Genomic DNA, 16,652 nt, shown 5'->3' with positions numbered 1-16,652 from the left:
GGAGAATTCAGAAGCCGCTGCCTGCCTTGACCTTGCCTTCAAGCCGCGGTGCCTGACCGATCAGCGCACGCAGGCGCTCGCCGGCATCGGCTTCGTTCAGCACGGACAGGCGCTCGTCGAAACGCTTGCGCAGATTCTCCAGCGTGGCCGGCACCTGCGCCTGGGCGGCACGCACGGCTTCGACCATGGCGCGGTATTCGGCAGTGGAAAGAATCACGGCTTCCGGCGCATTGTGGTTGGTGACCAGCACCTTGCCATGATGCGTGACCGACTGCATCACGCCGCGCCAGCCATGCTTCTTCACATCGGAAGCCGGCGTGCGGGGCAGGGCGTCGAGGGTGTCGAGAATGGGCTGGGTCATGGCGGACTCCGGAGAATGAAAAGATAAGGGTATTTTACCCAAAATGGGATAAATGGGTAAATATCCTGTTTTGGATTGAATCGTTGTCAAAGGGAAACATGTTGTGAGCTGCTTGCTGACGCCGTATGGGGCGAGAAGCTGATCACGATCCTGGCGATCAGCCTCGCCATCACGACGACCACGTGCGCCTATCAGAATCTCGGCATACCGGCTGCGAGCAGCGCCCCTCTGTCGATGATCTCGGCGGCGTTTTCGCCAATCGGCGGGCGATGCCGGACGCCACGCCTTCGGAGGTATCGAACTTCCCGTCGTGTGTGACGCGCTCATTCGCACCTGTCGTTCTTCGGGTGATGCTCTCCTTTCAGTGGTCTCGAGATCAACTTCGATGCTCGAGAAAACCAACAGCGAGCCAGCATTGTAATTTGCAACTTTGTTGCATATACTGCGACGATTCTTTCCCTCGTGCATACGCCATATATGGTGCGTCGCCATTTCATGCTCTGGTTGCTGCTGATCGTGGTCGGATTCAATTCGACCTTCGGTTTGTCCATGCACGAAGCGATGCATCTGGAGCACGAGCATACCGAAGTCGACATTACGCAACGCGACGTGCCTGTGCACCGGGATCTTGCAGAGGACGATGGATGCGCATCCTGTCATGCTTTCGCGCAGCTTTCGCTGACATTCGTTCCCCGGCCGCTGGAAAAGCCAGAGCATGACAGGCTGGTGTTCGCGACCGTATTTCCGTGCAGCGTTCGGCTCCCCAGCCTTTGGTATGCCTATCCGTCAGGACTCGATCCGCCTGCAGCGATAGCCTGATCCGCCCATTCGGGCGACTCCGTCATCCTTCCGATACGCAGCCGATTGAGGCTGCGTTTACCAGTACACGGCCGCGATGCCTTGCATCGGCACGGCCGCTTCTCGAATGCATGTATGAAACCCACTTATTTCGTTGGACGCCTGACGCGTCTGTTAGTTACGCTCGCCGCATTGTCGGCCTTTACCAGTCCGGTGATCGCTCAACATTCGCCGGCACATGAAGCACAGTCGCCGTTGCTCGAGGCGGAGAGATCTTCCGAAGACGACCGTTCCAAGGGCCTCGCCAGTGCGAGTGGTCGCCATGCGACACAGCAGCGCCTGCCGACAGTTCATGTGACGGGCATTTCAACCGTCACCGAAGGACGCGATTCCTATACCTCTCCCGCCATGACGATCGGCAGCAAGACGGCGCAGTCGCTTCGGCAGACGCCGCAGTCGGTCAGCGTGATTACGCAGCAACGCCTGCAGGATCAGAATCTGACCAGCCTGGATGCGGCGCTGGGACAGTCCACCGGTATCACGGTCAACAACACCTTGAACAGATCGGCGAGCCTGTTCGCACGCGGATTCCTGGTCAGCAATGCGCAGATCGACGGCGTGCCGGTTGCCATGCCGACCAATAACTACAGTTTCGATACGGCCGATCTCGCCATCTATGACCACGTCGAAGTGCTGCGCGGGGCGGCCGGTCTGCTCAACGGTGCTGGCACGCCCGGTGCCGTGATCGGGCTGGTGCGCAAACGTCCCACGCAGGAAAGACAGTTCAGGGCCAGCGCTTCCTATGGTTCCTGGAACAACAAACGGATAGAGATCGATGGCAGTGCGCCATTGAATACCGATGGTTCGTTGCGCGCGCGCGGCGTGGTGGTGAAGGAAGACCGCGAATTCTTCTATGACGTGGCCGAGCAGGACAGGGCGCTGGTCTATGGCGTCGTTGAATACGATCTTTCAGCGCAGACGCGCTTCACTGTCGGTGCCAGCCACCAGGATGTGACCGGCATCCCGATAAACGGCACCAACCTGCCGCGATACAGCAACGGAGCGGATCTGAAGCTGCCGCGTTCGACTTTCCCGGGTGCTGCATGGAATAGGGAAAAGGCAAAGAACACCGAACTCTTCGGCGAGATGGAGCACCACTTCACTAGCGACTGGAAGCTCAAGGTCGGCGCGACACGGACCTTGTCGAGGACCGATTCCAAGATAGGCTTCCTGCTGGGCGCGATCGATCCGGTGACGGGTACGGGTTCCTTCCAGCGCGGCAATGCGGTCGATGCGGAAGTCGAACGCCAGGGACTGGATGCCTTCCTGAGCGGCAGCTTCGAAGCATGGGGACGGCGGCATGAAGTGGTGCTGGGCGCCAACCGTTCGGAGCACCGCTATCGGTCCGACATCATCAGTCTGTATCCCATGCCTTATACCCCGGTCGATATCTTCAATTACGATCCGTACTCGGTGCCGGAACCCATGACGCCGGTATCGCCCAACGGCGCTAACGAGCAGAATACGACCCAGAGCGGGATATACGGCACGCTGCGTCTGAAGCTCGCCGATGCGACCACGCTGATCCTCGGCGCGCGCGACAGTCATTGGGAATTCAAGCAGCACAATCTGCGAACCGGCGTGGTGGCAAGCGATTACAGCGATCGCGCCATCACGCCGTTTGCAGGGCTCGTCGTCGATCTGGACAGGACCTGGTCCGCGTACGCCAGTTATGCCGATGTGTTCGAGGTGCAGAATCGCTTCATGTTCGATGGCCGGCAACTGGACCCCACCACCGGCGCCAATTATGAAATCGGCCTCAAGGGCGAGCTGTTCGATGGACGTCTCAGTACCTCGCTGGCGCTGTTCCATATCGAGCGCAAGAATATCGCGCAGCGCGATCCCGTCAACACAGACCCGACTGCCTGCAACAACTCGGCCTGTTATGTCCAGGGTGGCGAAACGCGCAGCCAGGGCTTCGAAGCGGAAGCGAGTGGGGCGCTGTCTGCCAACTGGAACCTGTTCGCTGGCTACACGTACAACACCACGAAATACGTCAGGGACCGCACGATTACCGGCGCGCCAAGCATCAACGAAGGCGAACCGCTGGCGGCTTGGGTGCCCAGGCACATTTTCCGTCTGTGGACCACGTATCAACTGCCTGGCGAATTGAACCGCTGGAACGTCGGCGGCGGCGTCAATGCGCAGACCATGTTCTATCGAGTGCTTAGCGGACAACGCATGGAGCAGCCGGGCTATGCGCTGTGGAATGCACGCGTGGCATATCGCATTGATCAGAACTGGACCGTTGCCGCGTTGCTGAACAACGTGTTCGACAAGACGTACTACGGGCGCTTCAACCTGCTGGATCAGGGGACCATGTATGGCGAACCGAGGAGCTTCATGTTGACGTTGCGTGGCTCGTTTTGAGGTGAAGCGGTGCCTTCAATTCAGGATCAGGCATTGCCGACTCGCGGGCAATGCCTGATCCTGTCATTCAAGCGCGCTCAGAAATCGGTGGAGACAGAAACCAGTAGCGTGCGCGGCGCGCCCATCGTCAAGCCTTCGCGAGCGGCGGATTGCCAGAAGTCCCTGTCCAGCACGTTCTCGATGGAGGCGCGCAGCGTCACTGGCCTGCCGCCCGCGTTGAAGCGGTAGCGTGCACCGATGTCCCAGCGCGTCCACGATGGCAGTTGCTGGGTGTTTGCCATATCGACGTACTGCGAGCTGGTGCGCAGCCCGCGTGCGGTCAGGGTCAGGCCCGGCAGGAAGGACGTGTCCCATTCGCCGCCCAGGTTGATTTGCAGCCGTGGTGTTGCAGGGGCGGTGCGTCCATCGTTGGCACCACCCTCGGTCTTGACCAGCTTGCCCTGGGTATAAGCCATGCCTGTCAACAGCCGCACACCGCTGGTCACTTCGCCCTGGCTGATGATTTCCAGGCCGCGGTTGCGCTGTTGGCCATCCATGCGGAACGTGGGCGGTGCAGTGGCGGCATCCAGCACGCTGCTGGGACGTTCGATCTGGAACAGGCTGACCGTGGTGGCAAAACGACCTGTGTCGTACTTGGCGCCGATTTCGACCTGCTTGGATTTGGACGGCGGGAACATCTGGCCCATGTTGGATGTTCCGCTGGGCGCAGTGGGACCCTGGGACAGACCTTCGATGTAGTTGCCGTACAGAGAAACGCCTTCCGTTGCCTTGAACAGCAGGGAAGCCATCGGTGTCACCGCGGATTTGTCGTAGCGGGCCGATTGCGCGCCCGTGTCAGGGTCCAGCGTGCGCGTGCGTACTTCCTGGTGGCGAGCGCCCAGCGTCAACTGGATGCGGCGGTCCGCCGAGGAAATCGTGTCCGCGAAGGCCAGGCTGCGCATCCGGGTTTCAGAGGTCCTCGGAATCGAACCGCCGAGCGTGATGTTCGGGAATGCGATGTCTGCCGGCGTGTAGATGCTCGACGGGGAGATGGCGTCGTTTTGCCTCAGCAAACCGTTGTCCTGTGCATAGCTGGTGGCGCTGACCACGACCTCATGGTGCAACTTGCCGGTCTCGAACCTGCCGCGCAGGCCGGCCTCGATGGTGCGGGTATCGACATACTCCTTGAGCCGGTACGGACGGACGAGGAGATTGCCCTGCGCATCCTGCAGCAACGAGGTGGTCTGCAGGCTGTCGAAGTCGTACTGCATGGCGCCCAGCGCGCCGTAGGCGACCAGTCCGGGCGCGATGTCAACTTCGCCGCGCACCACGGCGGCCCGCTCCTTTGCTTCCCAGTAGCTCCACTTGGGCTGAAAGTTGAGCTTGTTGTCCGGCGCCGCGGCGATGGGCGTGCCGGAGGCTGGAGGGAACAGCAGGCTGCTGCGGCCGTGTGTCACGCGGTCCTGGTAGTTGAGATCCGCCTCCAGGCGCACGCGTTCGCCCTGATAGTCCAGGCCGAGAGCAAGGGCATCTACCCGTTCGCTCGATCCATTGACAGGTGTGTCACCCGAGCGCTTGGCGGCATTGAAGCGCACACCCCACTGTTGTTCGTTGCCAAAACGGCGTGATACATCGGCATGCGCGCCGAACTGACCGTCATCGAGGTATGACAGTGTCAAGCGAGTGAGCGGATCGGCCCCTGCGCGCTTGGGCACCAGATTGATGCCGCCGCCCACAGAGCCGGCGGGCGCCATGCCGTTGAGAAGTGCACTGGGGCCGCGCAGCACTTCCACGCGCTCCACGCCGATCAGCGAGGCGGCATTGCGCGGCGACAGGCCGTAGAGGCCGTTATAGGAGACGTCATAGTTGAACAGCGTAAAGCCACGGATGTTGAATTCCTCGCGGCCCGCGCTGCGCGCATAGGTATTACGCACCGAGGGATCGTTGACCAGTACGTCGCCAATGGTCTGCGCCTGCTGATCTTCCGCCAGTTGGGCGGTGTACTGGGTGGTGCTGAAAGGCGTGTCGAGCATATCGCGGTTACCCAGCATGCCGACCCGTCCGCCACGAGCAACTTGTCCTCCTGCGTAAGCAGCCGGGAGCATTGTCTCCGCCATGACCTTCACGGCAGGAAGCGTCGCTTCCTGTCCGGCTGACGGAATCGCCCTGATCACGATTGCGCCTCCTGTATCGTCAATGGCAGCAAGCCCGCTTCCTGCAAGCAGTCTGTCGAGTGCCTGGCGTGGTGTCAGGTTGCCGTTAACGGCCGGCGCGGTTTTGCCCGCCACCAGCGACTGTTCGACCACCAACTGAATGCGCGTCTGCCGTGCCCAGTCGTTGAGGGCTTCCGCCAGTGGCTGTGCATTGATGCTGATTTGTATGGAGTTGGCGGGTGCGGCCGCTGGCTGCGCGTGCAGTGCGCCGCTGCCGAATGCCAGTGCAATCAGCAGGGCAAGCGGTGCGGGACGGAGGATGGCGTCTTTCATGTTTTTGATCTCCCAAGATTGAATAAAAATTATTCCTAATTGGGAAGACGGGCGAGGTTTGAGAAATACGGTAAGCATCGCCAACAATTTTTCCGACGCATTTCCCTGCAAGTGATATGGGTATGTCTTGCGTTTATTCCCGGGAGCGGATTTCGATGCCTTGTGCCGATTGCTGAAGGCGAACCGGTAGGGCGGCGGGCAGGATGCGTTGCAGGGTGGCCGGATCTTGCGGGTCGAAGGTGCCGGACAGGCGCAGCGCGGCGACCTGCGGATCGCGGATTCGCAAGGGGACATCGCCATAGCGGCGGAATTCGTCGAGTACACGATCGAGGCGGGCATTGATGAAGCTGAGCCTTCCGTCACGCCAGGGTGCAATGCCATCGGACGGGACCGCGGCGATATGGCCGAGAATGCCTTGGGCATCGGCACCGATCTGCTGGCCGGCGGTCAGGTATTGCGCGGTGGCTTCTTCGTCAGCGTCGTTGCGGTCGGTCAGGCTGGCCACGCGTACCTTGCCTTTTTCCACCGTGACGTGGACGCCGGCATCGCCGGCAATCTCTGGAGTGTGGCGGACTACGAAGCGTGTGCCAAGTGCGGTGGCGCGTATGGGACCGGCCAGTACGTGGAAAGGCCGGGCGGTATCGGCCTGTACGTCAAAGGCAGCTTGTCCGTCAGTGAGTCGTATTTGGCGGCGGTCTTCGTAATAGGCAATCTCGAGACGGGTGGACGTGTCCAGTTGCAGAACGCTGCCGTCCGGCAGTTGTACCTGGCCCTGTTGACCGCGTGCGGTCTCGAAGATTTGTGTATAGACGGGACTGCCGTACCACTGCGGCCGGACCAGCCACGTGGTACCGACGACCAGCGCGGCGGTGGTTGCCAGTGCCAGGATGGGACGGAAGAATCGTCGGCGTGTGGGGTGTAGCGGCGCAGCCTGTGTCGTTGTCTTGCCTTGCGTTTGTGACTTTGCCTGTCCCTGCGCCTTGTCTCGTGCGAGGCCGGCACGCAAACGCGCCACGGCATCAGCAGGTAGAGTATCGATGGCTTGCCAGTTGGACAGCCATTCGCGGTAACTCGCGGCATGGTTGGGGTCTTCGTCGAGCCAGGCATTGAATGCTTGTTCGTCCTGTTTGCTCCAGTCGTGGCGCTGGCGACGGGCGAACCAGTCGAGCACCTGAGGGCGCAGGGTGGTGCTGTCCGTGGCGGGTGTGGATAAGCGCATGGCGTTGACTGGTTCCTTGTTATGCAGACGCACGACCGGCGCAAAATACGGTAGGCGGCGCAGTGCGCCAGCCAGCGGATGCGTCGATGTGCAAGTGATGCCGAGTGTAGCGTTGCATCATTTCCTGTTCCGTTTTCTGCGGTGTGGCTTGCCGTCGCCGTGCAGTGCGTCGAAGCAACGCCAGCAAACATCCATGGCGATCTTCAGTTGCATTTCCACCGTGCGGGCGGAGATGTTCATGCGCTCGGCAATCTCGGCATATGAGAGACCGTCGAACTTGTGCAGGATGAAAGTCTCACGGCAGCGCGGTGGCAGTTGTTCAATCGCGGCAATCATGGCTTCGACCCCCTGTTGCGATGCCAGCAATACGTCTGGCTGGAGTGCGGCAGGACCGGCCTCGATATCCTGGATGTCGTCAGCGTTGGCGTCTTCGATTTCCGCACGCGTGGCGTCGCGACGATGCTGGTCGATCACGAGATTGCGTGCGGTGCGGTAGAGGAGGGCGCGCGGATTATGGATGGCCTGGCCTGCCTGCTGCGCAGCCAGTACGCGGGCATAGCTTTCCTGCGCCAGATCGGCCGCAGCATCGCGATCCTTGACAGTGCGCGACAGGAAGCTCAGTAATTCTCGGTAGTAACGTGCAACCACGATTGATCCGGGAAACGAATAGGTGCATCAAGAAGCGGGCATCTGGTCGTGGCGGCGGCTCACCGGAGATCGGCATCGTTGACGGGAAAATGCCTTGCATTCTAGCGGATGAGAAATCCCGGGGACAACTGCAGATTGTTCCCTTCGTTGTGATGAAGTATCAGTACCACGCCATATTGCAGATATTCAACTCTGTTTCAGTATTGTCTCTATTGTTAGAATCAGTCGGCCGATTGCCTTGGTGCCATCGCTATCAAAAAAGGAGAACACGCCATGATCTTCCGTTATTGCACATTGCTTGCCACCTGGATGGGAATCGTTGCATTGGGCGGCTGCGCGGCGGTACCGCCCACCTCGTCGATCACCGGCAGCGCCAGCTACCGCGAGCGCATGGCCTTGCCGCCCGACGCAGTGCTGGAGGTGCAACTCGAAGACGTGTCCCGTGCCGATGCGCCGGCGGTGGAGATCGGTGGCACCACCGTGCAGCCGGTCGGGCAGGTGCCGATCCGGTTCGAAATCCCCTATGATCCGGCGCGCCTGCAATCCGGTCATCGCTACCAGGTGCGCGCCAGCATCAAGGCGGGCGGAAGCCTGTTGTTCGTCACGGATACCGCTTATCCGGTGCTGGGAGCCGATGGTGTGCGGCACGTCGATATGCTGTTGAAACGGGCAATGCCGGCGGAGCCGTCAAGCCGCGCCACGCTCGAGAACACCTATTGGAAGATGGTGCGCCTGAACGGTCAGCCGGTGACGGTGGCGGAGCATCAGCGTGAGCCGCATCTGGTGCTTCATCCGGACCGGCATAGCGTTTCCGGCTCGGGCGGATGCAATGGCATGGGCGGCAGCTATCGGCTGGAGGGGCAGCGCCTGAGTTTCAGCCGCATGGCGGGAACGCTGATGGCGTGTCCGCATGGCATGGATCAGGAACATCGTATCCACACCATGCTGCCGACGGTGGCAAGTTGGCAGATCGAAGGTGAGCGCCTGCGGCTGCTGGACGGGCAGGGCACGGTGGTAGCGGAGTTCGAGTCGCGCTATATGCAGTAAGCATTTCGGCTTCGGGTGGCGGGGAACATGCGGCTCGTTGCACAAATGCACGATTCTCTTTAAAATGAGAATTGTTCTTATTTGTTGAGTGTCCCCCATTCTGTCCGGCGGCTTTTGGCCGCCGGCGATTTTTTGCGCGCCTTCCATGTTTCCTCCACACCCTGATCCTGCCTCCGCATCGTCCTCTTCCCGTTTTTCCCGACGCCTGATCTGGCTGGTGTTGGCGGCCGTATTGATCGGCCTGGTGCTGTTCTTCCTGTTGCGCTCCAAGGCACCGGCAGAGGGCGGTCCCAATCCGTGGACGGGGCCGGTGGCGGTCAAGGTGGAGGCAGCGCGCGTGGAAGACTTCACCGTGCAGTTGCAGGCGATCGGCACCGTCACGCCGTACAACACGGTGACCGTGCGCAGCCGCGTTGACGGCGAGCTGGCGCGCGTGCTGGTGCGCGAGGGACAGCACGTGGAGCGTGGCCAGTTGCTGGCGGAGATCGATGCACGGCCGTTCCGCGTGCAGCTGGCGCAGGCACAGGGCCAGCAACAGCAGAACATGGCGCAGTTGAAGAATGCGGAGAGCGAACTGGCGCGCTACGAGCAGTTGTTCAAGCAGGACGCAGTGGCGCGCCAGCAGCTCGATCGCCAGGCGGCACTTGTGCAGCAGTTGCGCGGCACGCTGCAGTCCGATCAGGCACAGGTCGATAACGCCAAGTTGCAGTTGTCCTATACGCGCATCGAGGCGCCGATCAGTGGCCGCGTCGGTCTGCGTCGTGTCGATGCCGGCAACCTGATTACGGCCAACGATGCGAACGGCCTGTTCACGCTGCTGCAGACCAAGCCGATTTCGGTGCTGTTCAACGTACCGGAAACGCAGATCGCGCAGGTGCGCACCGCCTATGCCGGCGACGTCAAGCCGGTGGCGGAAGCCTGGGATCGCAACGCGAGCAAGCGGCTCGCCCAGGGCCGGCTGGAAACGCTGGACAACCAGATCGACGTTGCCACCGGCACGCTGCGCCTGAAGGCGCGTTTCGAGAATGCCGACGACAGCCTGTTCCCCAACCAGTTCGTCAACCTGCGTCTGGCACTGCAAAAGCTGCCGAATGCGGTGACGATCCCGCTCGATGCGGTGCAATACGGTTCGCGCGGCAGCTACGTCTATGCGATCAACGATGGCAAGGCCACGGTGCGCATGCTGGAACTGGGCCCGTCGAGCAATGGCCGCGTGGTTGTCGCCAAGGGCCTGAACAAGGACGAAGCCGTGGTGCTCGAAGGGCTGGATCGCCTGAGAGAAGGGCGTGAGGTGATCGTGACCGAGGGGGCCGCCGCACCCGCCGCTTCGCCTGTTGCCGAGACCGCGGCGCCGGCCGCCCGGTAGGCGGGCGCAATGCAGATTTCCCGTCCTTTCATCCTGCGGCCGGTAGCGACCTCGCTGCTGATGCTCGCCATGCTGATCGCCGGCCTGATGGCATGGCGGCTGCTGCCCGTTTCCGCCTTGCCGCAGGTTGACTACCCGGTGATCCAGGTGTTCGCCTACCAGCCGGGCGCGAGTTCCGACGTGACTGCGCGTACCATCACGGCACCGCTCGAGCGCCGGCTCGGTCAGATCCCGGGCCTGCAGCAGATGACCTCCACAAGTTCGTCGGGCGTATCGGTCGTCACGCTCAAGTTCGAACTCGAAGTCGATATGGGTGTCGCCGAGCAGGACGTGCAGGCGGCGATCCAGACCGCGGCCAGCCTGCTGCCGTCCGACCTGCCGACGCCGCCGATCTATCGCAAGGTCAACCCGGCCGACACGCCGATCATGACGCTGGCCATCAGCTCCGACACCTTGCCGCTGCCGCGCGTGGTCGATCTGGTCGAAACACGCATGGCGCAGAAGCTCTCGCGCCTGCCGGGCGTGGGCCTGGTCAGCCTGGCCGGCGGCCAGCGGCCGGCGATCCGCGTGCAGGCCAACATTCGTGCATTGGCTGCCGCAGGGCTGAGCCTCGAACAGCTGCGTACCGCGATTGCCGCCGCCAACAGCAACCAGCCCAAGGGCAGCTTTGACGGCGCCACGCGTTCGACCATGCTGGATGCCAACGATCAACTGCGCTCCATCGAGGAATACCGCAACCTGATCGTGAGCTGGAAGAATGGCGCGCCCCTGCGCCTGGGCGACGTGGCGACCGTGGCCGACGGTGCGGAGGATCGTTTCCTCGCTGCATGGTCGGGCCAGGCCTGCCGCGATGAAGAAGGAAAAGCAGCCGCCGACTGCGAGGTGCAGCCCGCCGTGCTGCTGAACATCCAGCGCCAGCCGGGCGCCAACGTCATCAACGTCGCCGACCGCGTGCGCGAACTGCTGCCGCAACTGACGGCGACATTGCCGGCTGCGGTCAAGGTCGAGGTGATCTCCGACCGCACCGAGAGCATCCGCAGCTCGGTGCGCGACGTGCAGAAGGAACTGGTGTTCGCCATCATCCTGGTGGTGATCGTGACCTTCGTCTTCCTGCGCACATTGCCGGCCACCATCATTCCGAGTATCGCGGTGCCGCTGTCGCTGATCGGCACCTTCGCCGCGATGTATCTGCTCGGCTATTCGCTCAACAACCTGAGCCTGATGGCGCTGACCATCGCGGCCGGTTTCGTGGTGGACGATGCGATCGTGATGCTGGAGAACATCGCACGCCATCGCGAGGCTGGCGCCGGGCCGATGCAGGCGGCGCTCGAGGGCGCGCGCGAGATCGGCTTCACGCTGGTGTCGCTGACGGTGTCGCTGGTGGCGGTGCTGATCCCGCTGCTGTTCATGGCCGACGTGGTCGGCCGCATGTTCCACGAATTCGCCGTCACGCTGGCGATCGCGATTGCGATCTCGCTGGTGGTTTCGCTGACGCTGACGCCGATGATGGCGGCGCGCATGCTGAAGACTGCGCCCGGTGCGCATCACGATACCGAGGAGGCGCCGCGCGACTGGCTCAGCGGCACCATCGACCGTTATGCGCGCGCGCTGGACTGGGTGCTGGCGCGCCAGCCGCTGGCGCTGCTGGCGATGGTGGCGACGCTGGTGCTGACGGCCTTGCTGTATCTGGTCGTGCCCAAGGGCTTCTTCCCGGTGCAGGACAGCGGCGCGATCCAGGTCGTGACCGAGGCGCCGCAGAGCATTTCCTTCGCCGCCATGGCCGAGCGTCAGCAGGCATTGGCGTCCGCGCTGCTGCAGGAAGAGGGCGTGGAAAGCATCTCGTCCTTCATCGGTGTCGATGGAGGCAATGCCACGCTCAACAGCGGCCGCATGCAGATCAACCTTGCGCCGCACGCGCAGCGCAGCGTCACGGCACAGGAATTGATCGCCACGCTGCGCGAGAAGGCCAACGCGGTGCCCGGCATTTCGGCGTGGTTCCAGCCGGTGCAGGAGCTCGGCATGGAAGACCGCATCAGCCGCACGCAATACCAGATGACGTTGAGTTCGCCGGATCGGGCGGTACTCGCCGAATGGACCAACCGTCTGCTCGACACCTTGAAGCAAAGGCCGGAGCTGGCCGACGTCGCCAGCAACCTGCAGGGCGAAGGCCTGCAGGCCTATGTGGAGATCGACCGCGACGCAGCCTCGCGCCTGGGCCTGCGCGTCGGCGACATTGCCTCCGCGCTGCAGAGCGCCTTCGGCCAGCGCCAGGTCAGCACCATGTTCACGCATGCGAGCCAGTATCGCGTCGTGCTCGAAAGCAGCGAGGCAGAAGGCAGCGGACTGAATGCGCTCGACGGCATTTACGTCACGTCGGTGGATACCAATGTCAGCGCCGGCGTGCAGACGCTGATTGCGGAGAGTGCACAGGCGGTGCCGGTGCCGTTGTCTGCAGTGGCGCGCGTGGTGGAGCGGCATGCGCCGCTGGCGATCGATCACCAGGGCCAGTTCCCGGCGGTGACGCTGTCGTTCAATCTCGGCGCCGGCTATTCGCTGGGTGATGCGGTGGCGGCGGTGGAGGAGGTGCAACAGGAAGTGGCCTTGCCGGCATCGGTGGAACTGGTGTTCCAGGGTGCGGCGGAAGCCTTCCGCAAGTCGCTCACCAACACGCTGTGGCTGATCCTGGCGGCGGTGGTCGTCATGTACCTGGTGCTCGGCATGCTGTACGAAAGCGCCAAGCATCCGTTGACGATTTTATCGACGCTGCCGTCGGCCACGGTCGGCGCCTTGCTCGCGCTGCTGCTGAGCGGCCGGCCGCTGGATCTGATCGCGGTGATCGGCATCGTGCTGCTGATCGGCCTGGTCAAGAAGAACGGCATCATGATGGTTGACTTCGCGCTGGAGGCGCAGCGCAACCTCGGCATGTCGCCGACCGAGGCGATCCGCCGCGCGGCGCTGCTGCGTTTCCGTCCTATCCTCATGACCACGCTGGCGGCGCTGTTCGGTGCGATTCCGCTGATGCTGGCGACCGGCTCCGGCGCCGAACTGCGCCAGCCGCTCGGCATCGTCATGGTCGGCGGCCTGATCGTGAGCCAGGTGTTGACGCTGTTCACGACGCCGGTCGTCTATCTGGCGTTTGACCGACTCGGCCGCAAACGCAATGCGCCGCAGACGGAGCAGGCGCCAGGCTGATGGACGCGATCGCCCGTTTCTTCATCCGCCGTCCGGTCGCCAGCGCCATGCTGGCGATTGCGGTCGTGCTGGCGGGTCTGCTGGCGTGGCGGCTGCTGCCGGTTGCGCCGCTGCCGGCGGTGGATTTTCCGGTGATCCAGGTGCGCGCCAACCTGCCGGGCGCCAGTCCCGAGAGCATGGCGGCCACCGTTGCCGGCCCGCTGGAGCGTGCGCTCGGCAGCATTGCCGGCGTGACGCGCCTGCAGTCGAGCAGCAACCAGGGGTCCACCAGCGTGACGCTGGAATTCGACCTGACGCGCAACATCGACGAAGCCGCGCGCGAGGTGCAGGCCGCGATCAATGCCGTGCGCGGGCAACTGCCGTCCGGCATGAAGGAGAACCCGAGTTACGTCAAGGTCAATCCGTCGCAGGCGCCGATCATGGCGCTGGCGTTGAGTTCGCCCAGCCTGCCGCCATCGGCACTCTATGACAACGCGTCCACCGTGCTGGCGCAGAAGCTGTCGCAGATCATCGGCGTCGGCGAAGTGAAGGTCGATGGCGCCTCGTTGCCGGCGGTGCGCGTGCAGATCGATCCGGCCGCGCTCGCACATCGCGGCCTGGCGCTGGACGACGTGCGCAACGCGATTGCCGAAGCGAATGCATGGCGGCCGCTGGGCACGCTCGAGCACGACGCGCAGCGCTGGCAGATCGCGCTGTCGTCGCCGATGCGCACTGCCGATGACTTCGCCAAGCTGGTCGTCTATCGCAGCCAGGGCGCCATCGTGCGGCTGGCGGACGTGGCCGCAGTCACCGATTCGGTCGAGAATCGTTATACCAGCGGCTATCACAACCATGACCCGGCCGTGGTCATGCTGATCAACCGCCGCGCTAACGCCAACATCGTCGAGACCATCGACGCCATCCACGCGGAACTGCCGCAGCTACGCGCCTTGCTGCCGGCCGATGCCGAACTGAAGGTCGTGATGGATCGTTCGCCCGGCATCCGTGCCACGCTGTCGGAGGCGCAATTCACGCTGTTGCTGTCGTGCCTGCTGGTAATGATGGTGGTGTGGGCCTTCCTTGGCAGCGCGCGCACCGCGATCATTCCGGCGCTGGCGCTGCCGGTGTCGCTGATCGGTACCTTTGCGATCATGTGGTGGCAGGGCTTCTCGCTCAACAACCTGTCGCTGATGGCGCTGATCGTGGCGGCCGGCCTGGTGGTTGACGACGCGATCGTCGTGCTCGAGAACGTGCAGCGCCATGTCGAACAGGCTCGCGGGAAGGGCGACGGCAACGGCCGTTTCGCGATCTTCCGCGCCGCGCTGCGCGGTGCCGGCGAGGTCGGCTTCACGCTGCTGGCGATGAACAGCGCGCTGGTGGTGGTGTTCATCTCCATCCTGTTCATGGGCGGCATCGTCGAGCGCCTGTTCAAGGAGTTCTCGATCACGCTGGCGGCCGCCATGCTGATCTCGCTGGCGGTCTCGGTCACGTTGACGCCGGCGCTGTGCGCGCATGCGCTGCCGGCACGGCAGACCGAGCCGGGGCGCTTCGCCCGCTTCGGGCTGGAACTGTTCGCCGATCTGCAGGCCTTCTATGCGCGCACGCTGGCGTGGGCCCTGCGGCATCGCGTGGTGACGCTGCTGATCCTGCTGGCCGCGATCGCGGTGAATACCTGGCTCTACATCGCGATCCCCAAGGGCATGCTGCCGCAGCAGGATACCGGCCAGCTGAGCGGGCTGGTACGCGGCGACGACGGTTTTTCGTTCCAGATCATGCAGCCCAAGATCGAGGCGTATCGCAAGCTGCTGGTGGCCGATCCGGCCGTGGCGGACGTCACCGGTACCAGCGGCGGCAGCGGCGGCCTGACCAACTCGTGGTTCCGCATCCGCCTCAAGCCGCTGAAGGAACGCGGCGAGTCGGCCTCCGTGGTGGTCACACGCCTGCGCACCAAGGCACCGCAGGTTGCGGGCGGGGTGCTGATGATTTTCATCGATCAGGATATCCGCCTGTCCAATCAGGGCGGGGATGGCGAATACCTGTACGTGCTGCGTTCCGATTCGCTGTCCGACCTGCGCAAGTGGACGCGCCCGGTCGGCGAGGCGCTGGAGAAGTTGCCGGAACTGGTCAACGTCGATATTCCGGGCGGCGAGGAAGCGCAGCAGGTCGTGCTGGATATCGATCGCGAGGCAGCACGCCGGCTCGGCGTGAAGATGGAAACGGTGGCGGCCGCGCTCAACAACTCGTTCTCGCAACGGCAGGTGGCGACGCTCTACGACGAGCTGAACCAGTACCGCGTGGTGATGGAAGTCGATCCGCGTCAGGGCGGCGAGCCGGCTTCGCTGGCGCAGGTAGAGGTGTTCTCGGACAGTGGCGCGCGCGTGCCGCTGTCGGCCTTTGCGACCTGGCGCTACGGGCTGACGCAGGATCGCGTGTTCCATGACAGCCAGTTCGCGGCGCTGGCGATCGAGTATGGTCTTGCGCCCGGCGTCACGCTGCAGCAGGCGCAGGCCGCCATCGATCGCGCCGTCGCCGGCCTGACGCTGCCGCCGAGCATCTATACCGGCCAGAGCGCGGAGGACGACAACAGCCTGCAGGCCACATTGCGCAAGCAGCCGTGGCTGATCCTCGGCGTGCTGGTCACCGTGTATCTGGTGCTCGGCATCCTCTACGAAAGCACGCTGCATCCGCTGACGATTCTCTCGACCCTGCCGTCGGCCGGCGTCGGCGCCTTGCTGGCGCTGAAGCTGTCGGGCATCGAGTTCAGCCTGATCGCCTTGCTCGGGCTGTTCCTGCTGATCGGCGTGGTGATGAAGAATGCGATCCTGATGATCGACTTTGCACTGGCCGCCCAGCGCGACCGCGGTGCGACGCCGTTCGATGCAATCCGCGAAGCCGCGCAGCGCCGCCTGCGTCCTATCCTGATGACCAACCTGGCCGCCTTGCTCGGCGCGGTGCCGCTGGTGCTCGGCATGGGCGAAGGCTCGGAGATGCGGCGGCCGCTCGGCATCGCCATCATCGGCGGCCTGACGGTCAGCCAGATGCTGACGCTCTACACCACGCCGGTGGTCTATCTGCTGCTCGAACGCGTGCGCCAGCGCGTGCTGCACCGGACGGCACAGCCCGCCGTCTCCTCATGATCCTGCGATG

At 63.3% G+C, this 16,652-nt stretch carries 10 protein-coding genes; 6 read left to right on the top strand and 4 right to left on the bottom strand.

Annotated features, from left to right (window positions below):
- Positions 1-7: 7 nt before the first annotated feature.
- The gene (locus IEV38_RS05095) at positions 8-361 is read right to left on the bottom strand and encodes a type II toxin-antitoxin system Phd/YefM family antitoxin (protein WP_188395090.1); all 354 of its coding nucleotides are present in this window, start codon (positions 359-361) and stop codon (positions 8-10) included.
- 495 nt (positions 362-856) lie between these two features.
- On the opposite strand from IEV38_RS05095, the gene IEV38_RS05090 reads away from it, so the two are divergent.
- Both IEV38_RS05090 and IEV38_RS05085 read left to right on the top strand, forming a co-directional pair.
- Positions 857-1,180 carry a hypothetical protein gene (locus tag IEV38_RS05090; RefSeq protein ID WP_188395089.1) on the top strand — a complete coding sequence of 108 codons (324 nt, stop codon included), beginning with the start codon at positions 857-859 and terminating at the stop codon, positions 1,178-1,180.
- Between the two features lie 114 nt (positions 1,181-1,294).
- Positions 1,295-3,589: a TonB-dependent siderophore receptor gene (locus IEV38_RS05085; protein ID WP_188395088.1), complete on the top strand. Its 2,295-nt coding sequence runs from the start codon at positions 1,295-1,297 to the stop codon at positions 3,587-3,589.
- 77 nt (positions 3,590-3,666) lie between these two features.
- Here the strand turns inward: IEV38_RS05085 and IEV38_RS05080 are convergent, their stop codons facing one another.
- The 3 genes from IEV38_RS05080 to IEV38_RS05070 form a co-directional block, all read right to left on the bottom strand.
- Entirely contained in the window at positions 3,667-6,054 is a 2,388-nt protein-coding gene (locus tag IEV38_RS05080; protein ID WP_188395087.1) for a TonB-dependent receptor, read from the bottom strand.
- A 133-nt stretch (positions 6,055-6,187) separates the two neighbouring features.
- Positions 6,188-7,273 (bottom strand): FecR family protein, encoded by a 1,086-nt coding sequence (locus IEV38_RS05075; RefSeq protein WP_188395086.1) that lies wholly within the window; start codon positions 7,271-7,273, stop codon positions 6,188-6,190.
- 117 nt (positions 7,274-7,390) lie between these two features.
- Positions 7,391-7,921, bottom strand: a complete 531-nt coding sequence (locus tag IEV38_RS05070; protein WP_188395085.1) for a sigma-70 family RNA polymerase sigma factor — start codon at positions 7,919-7,921, stop codon at positions 7,391-7,393.
- A 273-nt stretch (positions 7,922-8,194) separates the two neighbouring features.
- Here IEV38_RS05070 and IEV38_RS05065 point away from each other — a divergent pair, with 273 nt between their 5' ends.
- The 4 genes from IEV38_RS05065 to IEV38_RS05050 all read left to right on the top strand — a co-directional run bounded on the left by IEV38_RS05065 (position 8,195) and on the right by IEV38_RS05050 (position 16,642).
- Positions 8,195-8,968 carry a YbaY family lipoprotein gene (locus IEV38_RS05065; RefSeq protein ID WP_188395084.1) on the top strand — a complete coding sequence of 258 codons (774 nt, stop codon included), beginning with the start codon at positions 8,195-8,197 and terminating at the stop codon, positions 8,966-8,968.
- 145 nt (positions 8,969-9,113) lie between these two features.
- Positions 9,114-10,334 carry an efflux RND transporter periplasmic adaptor subunit gene (locus IEV38_RS05060; RefSeq protein WP_188395083.1) on the top strand — a complete coding sequence of 407 codons (1,221 nt, stop codon included), beginning with the start codon at positions 9,114-9,116 and terminating at the stop codon, positions 10,332-10,334.
- Positions 10,335-10,343: 9 nt separating this feature from the next.
- Positions 10,344-13,526 (top strand): efflux RND transporter permease subunit, encoded by a 3,183-nt coding sequence (locus IEV38_RS05055; protein WP_188395082.1) that lies wholly within the window; start codon positions 10,344-10,346, stop codon positions 13,524-13,526.
- Positions 13,526-16,642: an efflux RND transporter permease subunit gene (locus tag IEV38_RS05050; protein WP_188395081.1), complete on the top strand. Its 3,117-nt coding sequence runs from the start codon at positions 13,526-13,528 to the stop codon at positions 16,640-16,642. The genes IEV38_RS05055 and IEV38_RS05050 overlap by 1 nt, the downstream gene beginning before the upstream one ends.
- Positions 16,643-16,652 lie beyond the last annotated feature (10 nt).

The organism is Oxalicibacterium flavum (genome assembly GCF_014635065.1).
In the GTDB taxonomy this organism is placed as follows: domain Bacteria; phylum Pseudomonadota; class Gammaproteobacteria; order Burkholderiales; family Burkholderiaceae_D; genus Oxalicibacterium; species Oxalicibacterium flavum.
Note: the sequence above shows the minus strand (reverse complement) of the source record. Positions and strands in the feature narration are given on the sequence as shown.

Excerpts from the sequence above, each read along its gene's own strand:
- IEV38_RS05050 (WP_188395081.1), top strand. The coding sequence starts at position 13,526 with ATGGACGCGATCGCCCGTTTCTTCATCCGCCGTCCGGTCGCCAGCGCC.
- IEV38_RS05055 (WP_188395082.1), top strand. The coding sequence starts at position 10,344 with ATGCAGATTTCCCGTCCTTTCATCCTGCGGCCGGTAGCGACCTCGCTG.
- IEV38_RS05065 (WP_188395084.1), top strand. The coding sequence starts at position 8,195 with ATGATCTTCCGTTATTGCACATTGCTTGCCACCTGGATGGGAATCGTT.
- IEV38_RS05095 (WP_188395090.1), bottom strand. The coding sequence starts at position 361 with ATGACCCAGCCCATTCTCGACACCCTCGACGCCCTGCCCCGCACGCCG.
- IEV38_RS05090 (WP_188395089.1), top strand. The coding sequence starts at position 857 with ATGCTCTGGTTGCTGCTGATCGTGGTCGGATTCAATTCGACCTTCGGT.
- IEV38_RS05085 (WP_188395088.1), top strand. The coding sequence starts at position 1,295 with ATGAAACCCACTTATTTCGTTGGACGCCTGACGCGTCTGTTAGTTACG.
- IEV38_RS05060 (WP_188395083.1), top strand. The coding sequence starts at position 9,114 with ATGTTTCCTCCACACCCTGATCCTGCCTCCGCATCGTCCTCTTCCCGT.
- IEV38_RS05075 (WP_188395086.1), bottom strand. The coding sequence starts at position 7,273 with ATGCGCTTATCCACACCCGCCACGGACAGCACCACCCTGCGCCCTCAG.
- IEV38_RS05080 (WP_188395087.1), bottom strand. The coding sequence starts at position 6,054 with ATGAAAGACGCCATCCTCCGTCCCGCACCGCTTGCCCTGCTGATTGCA.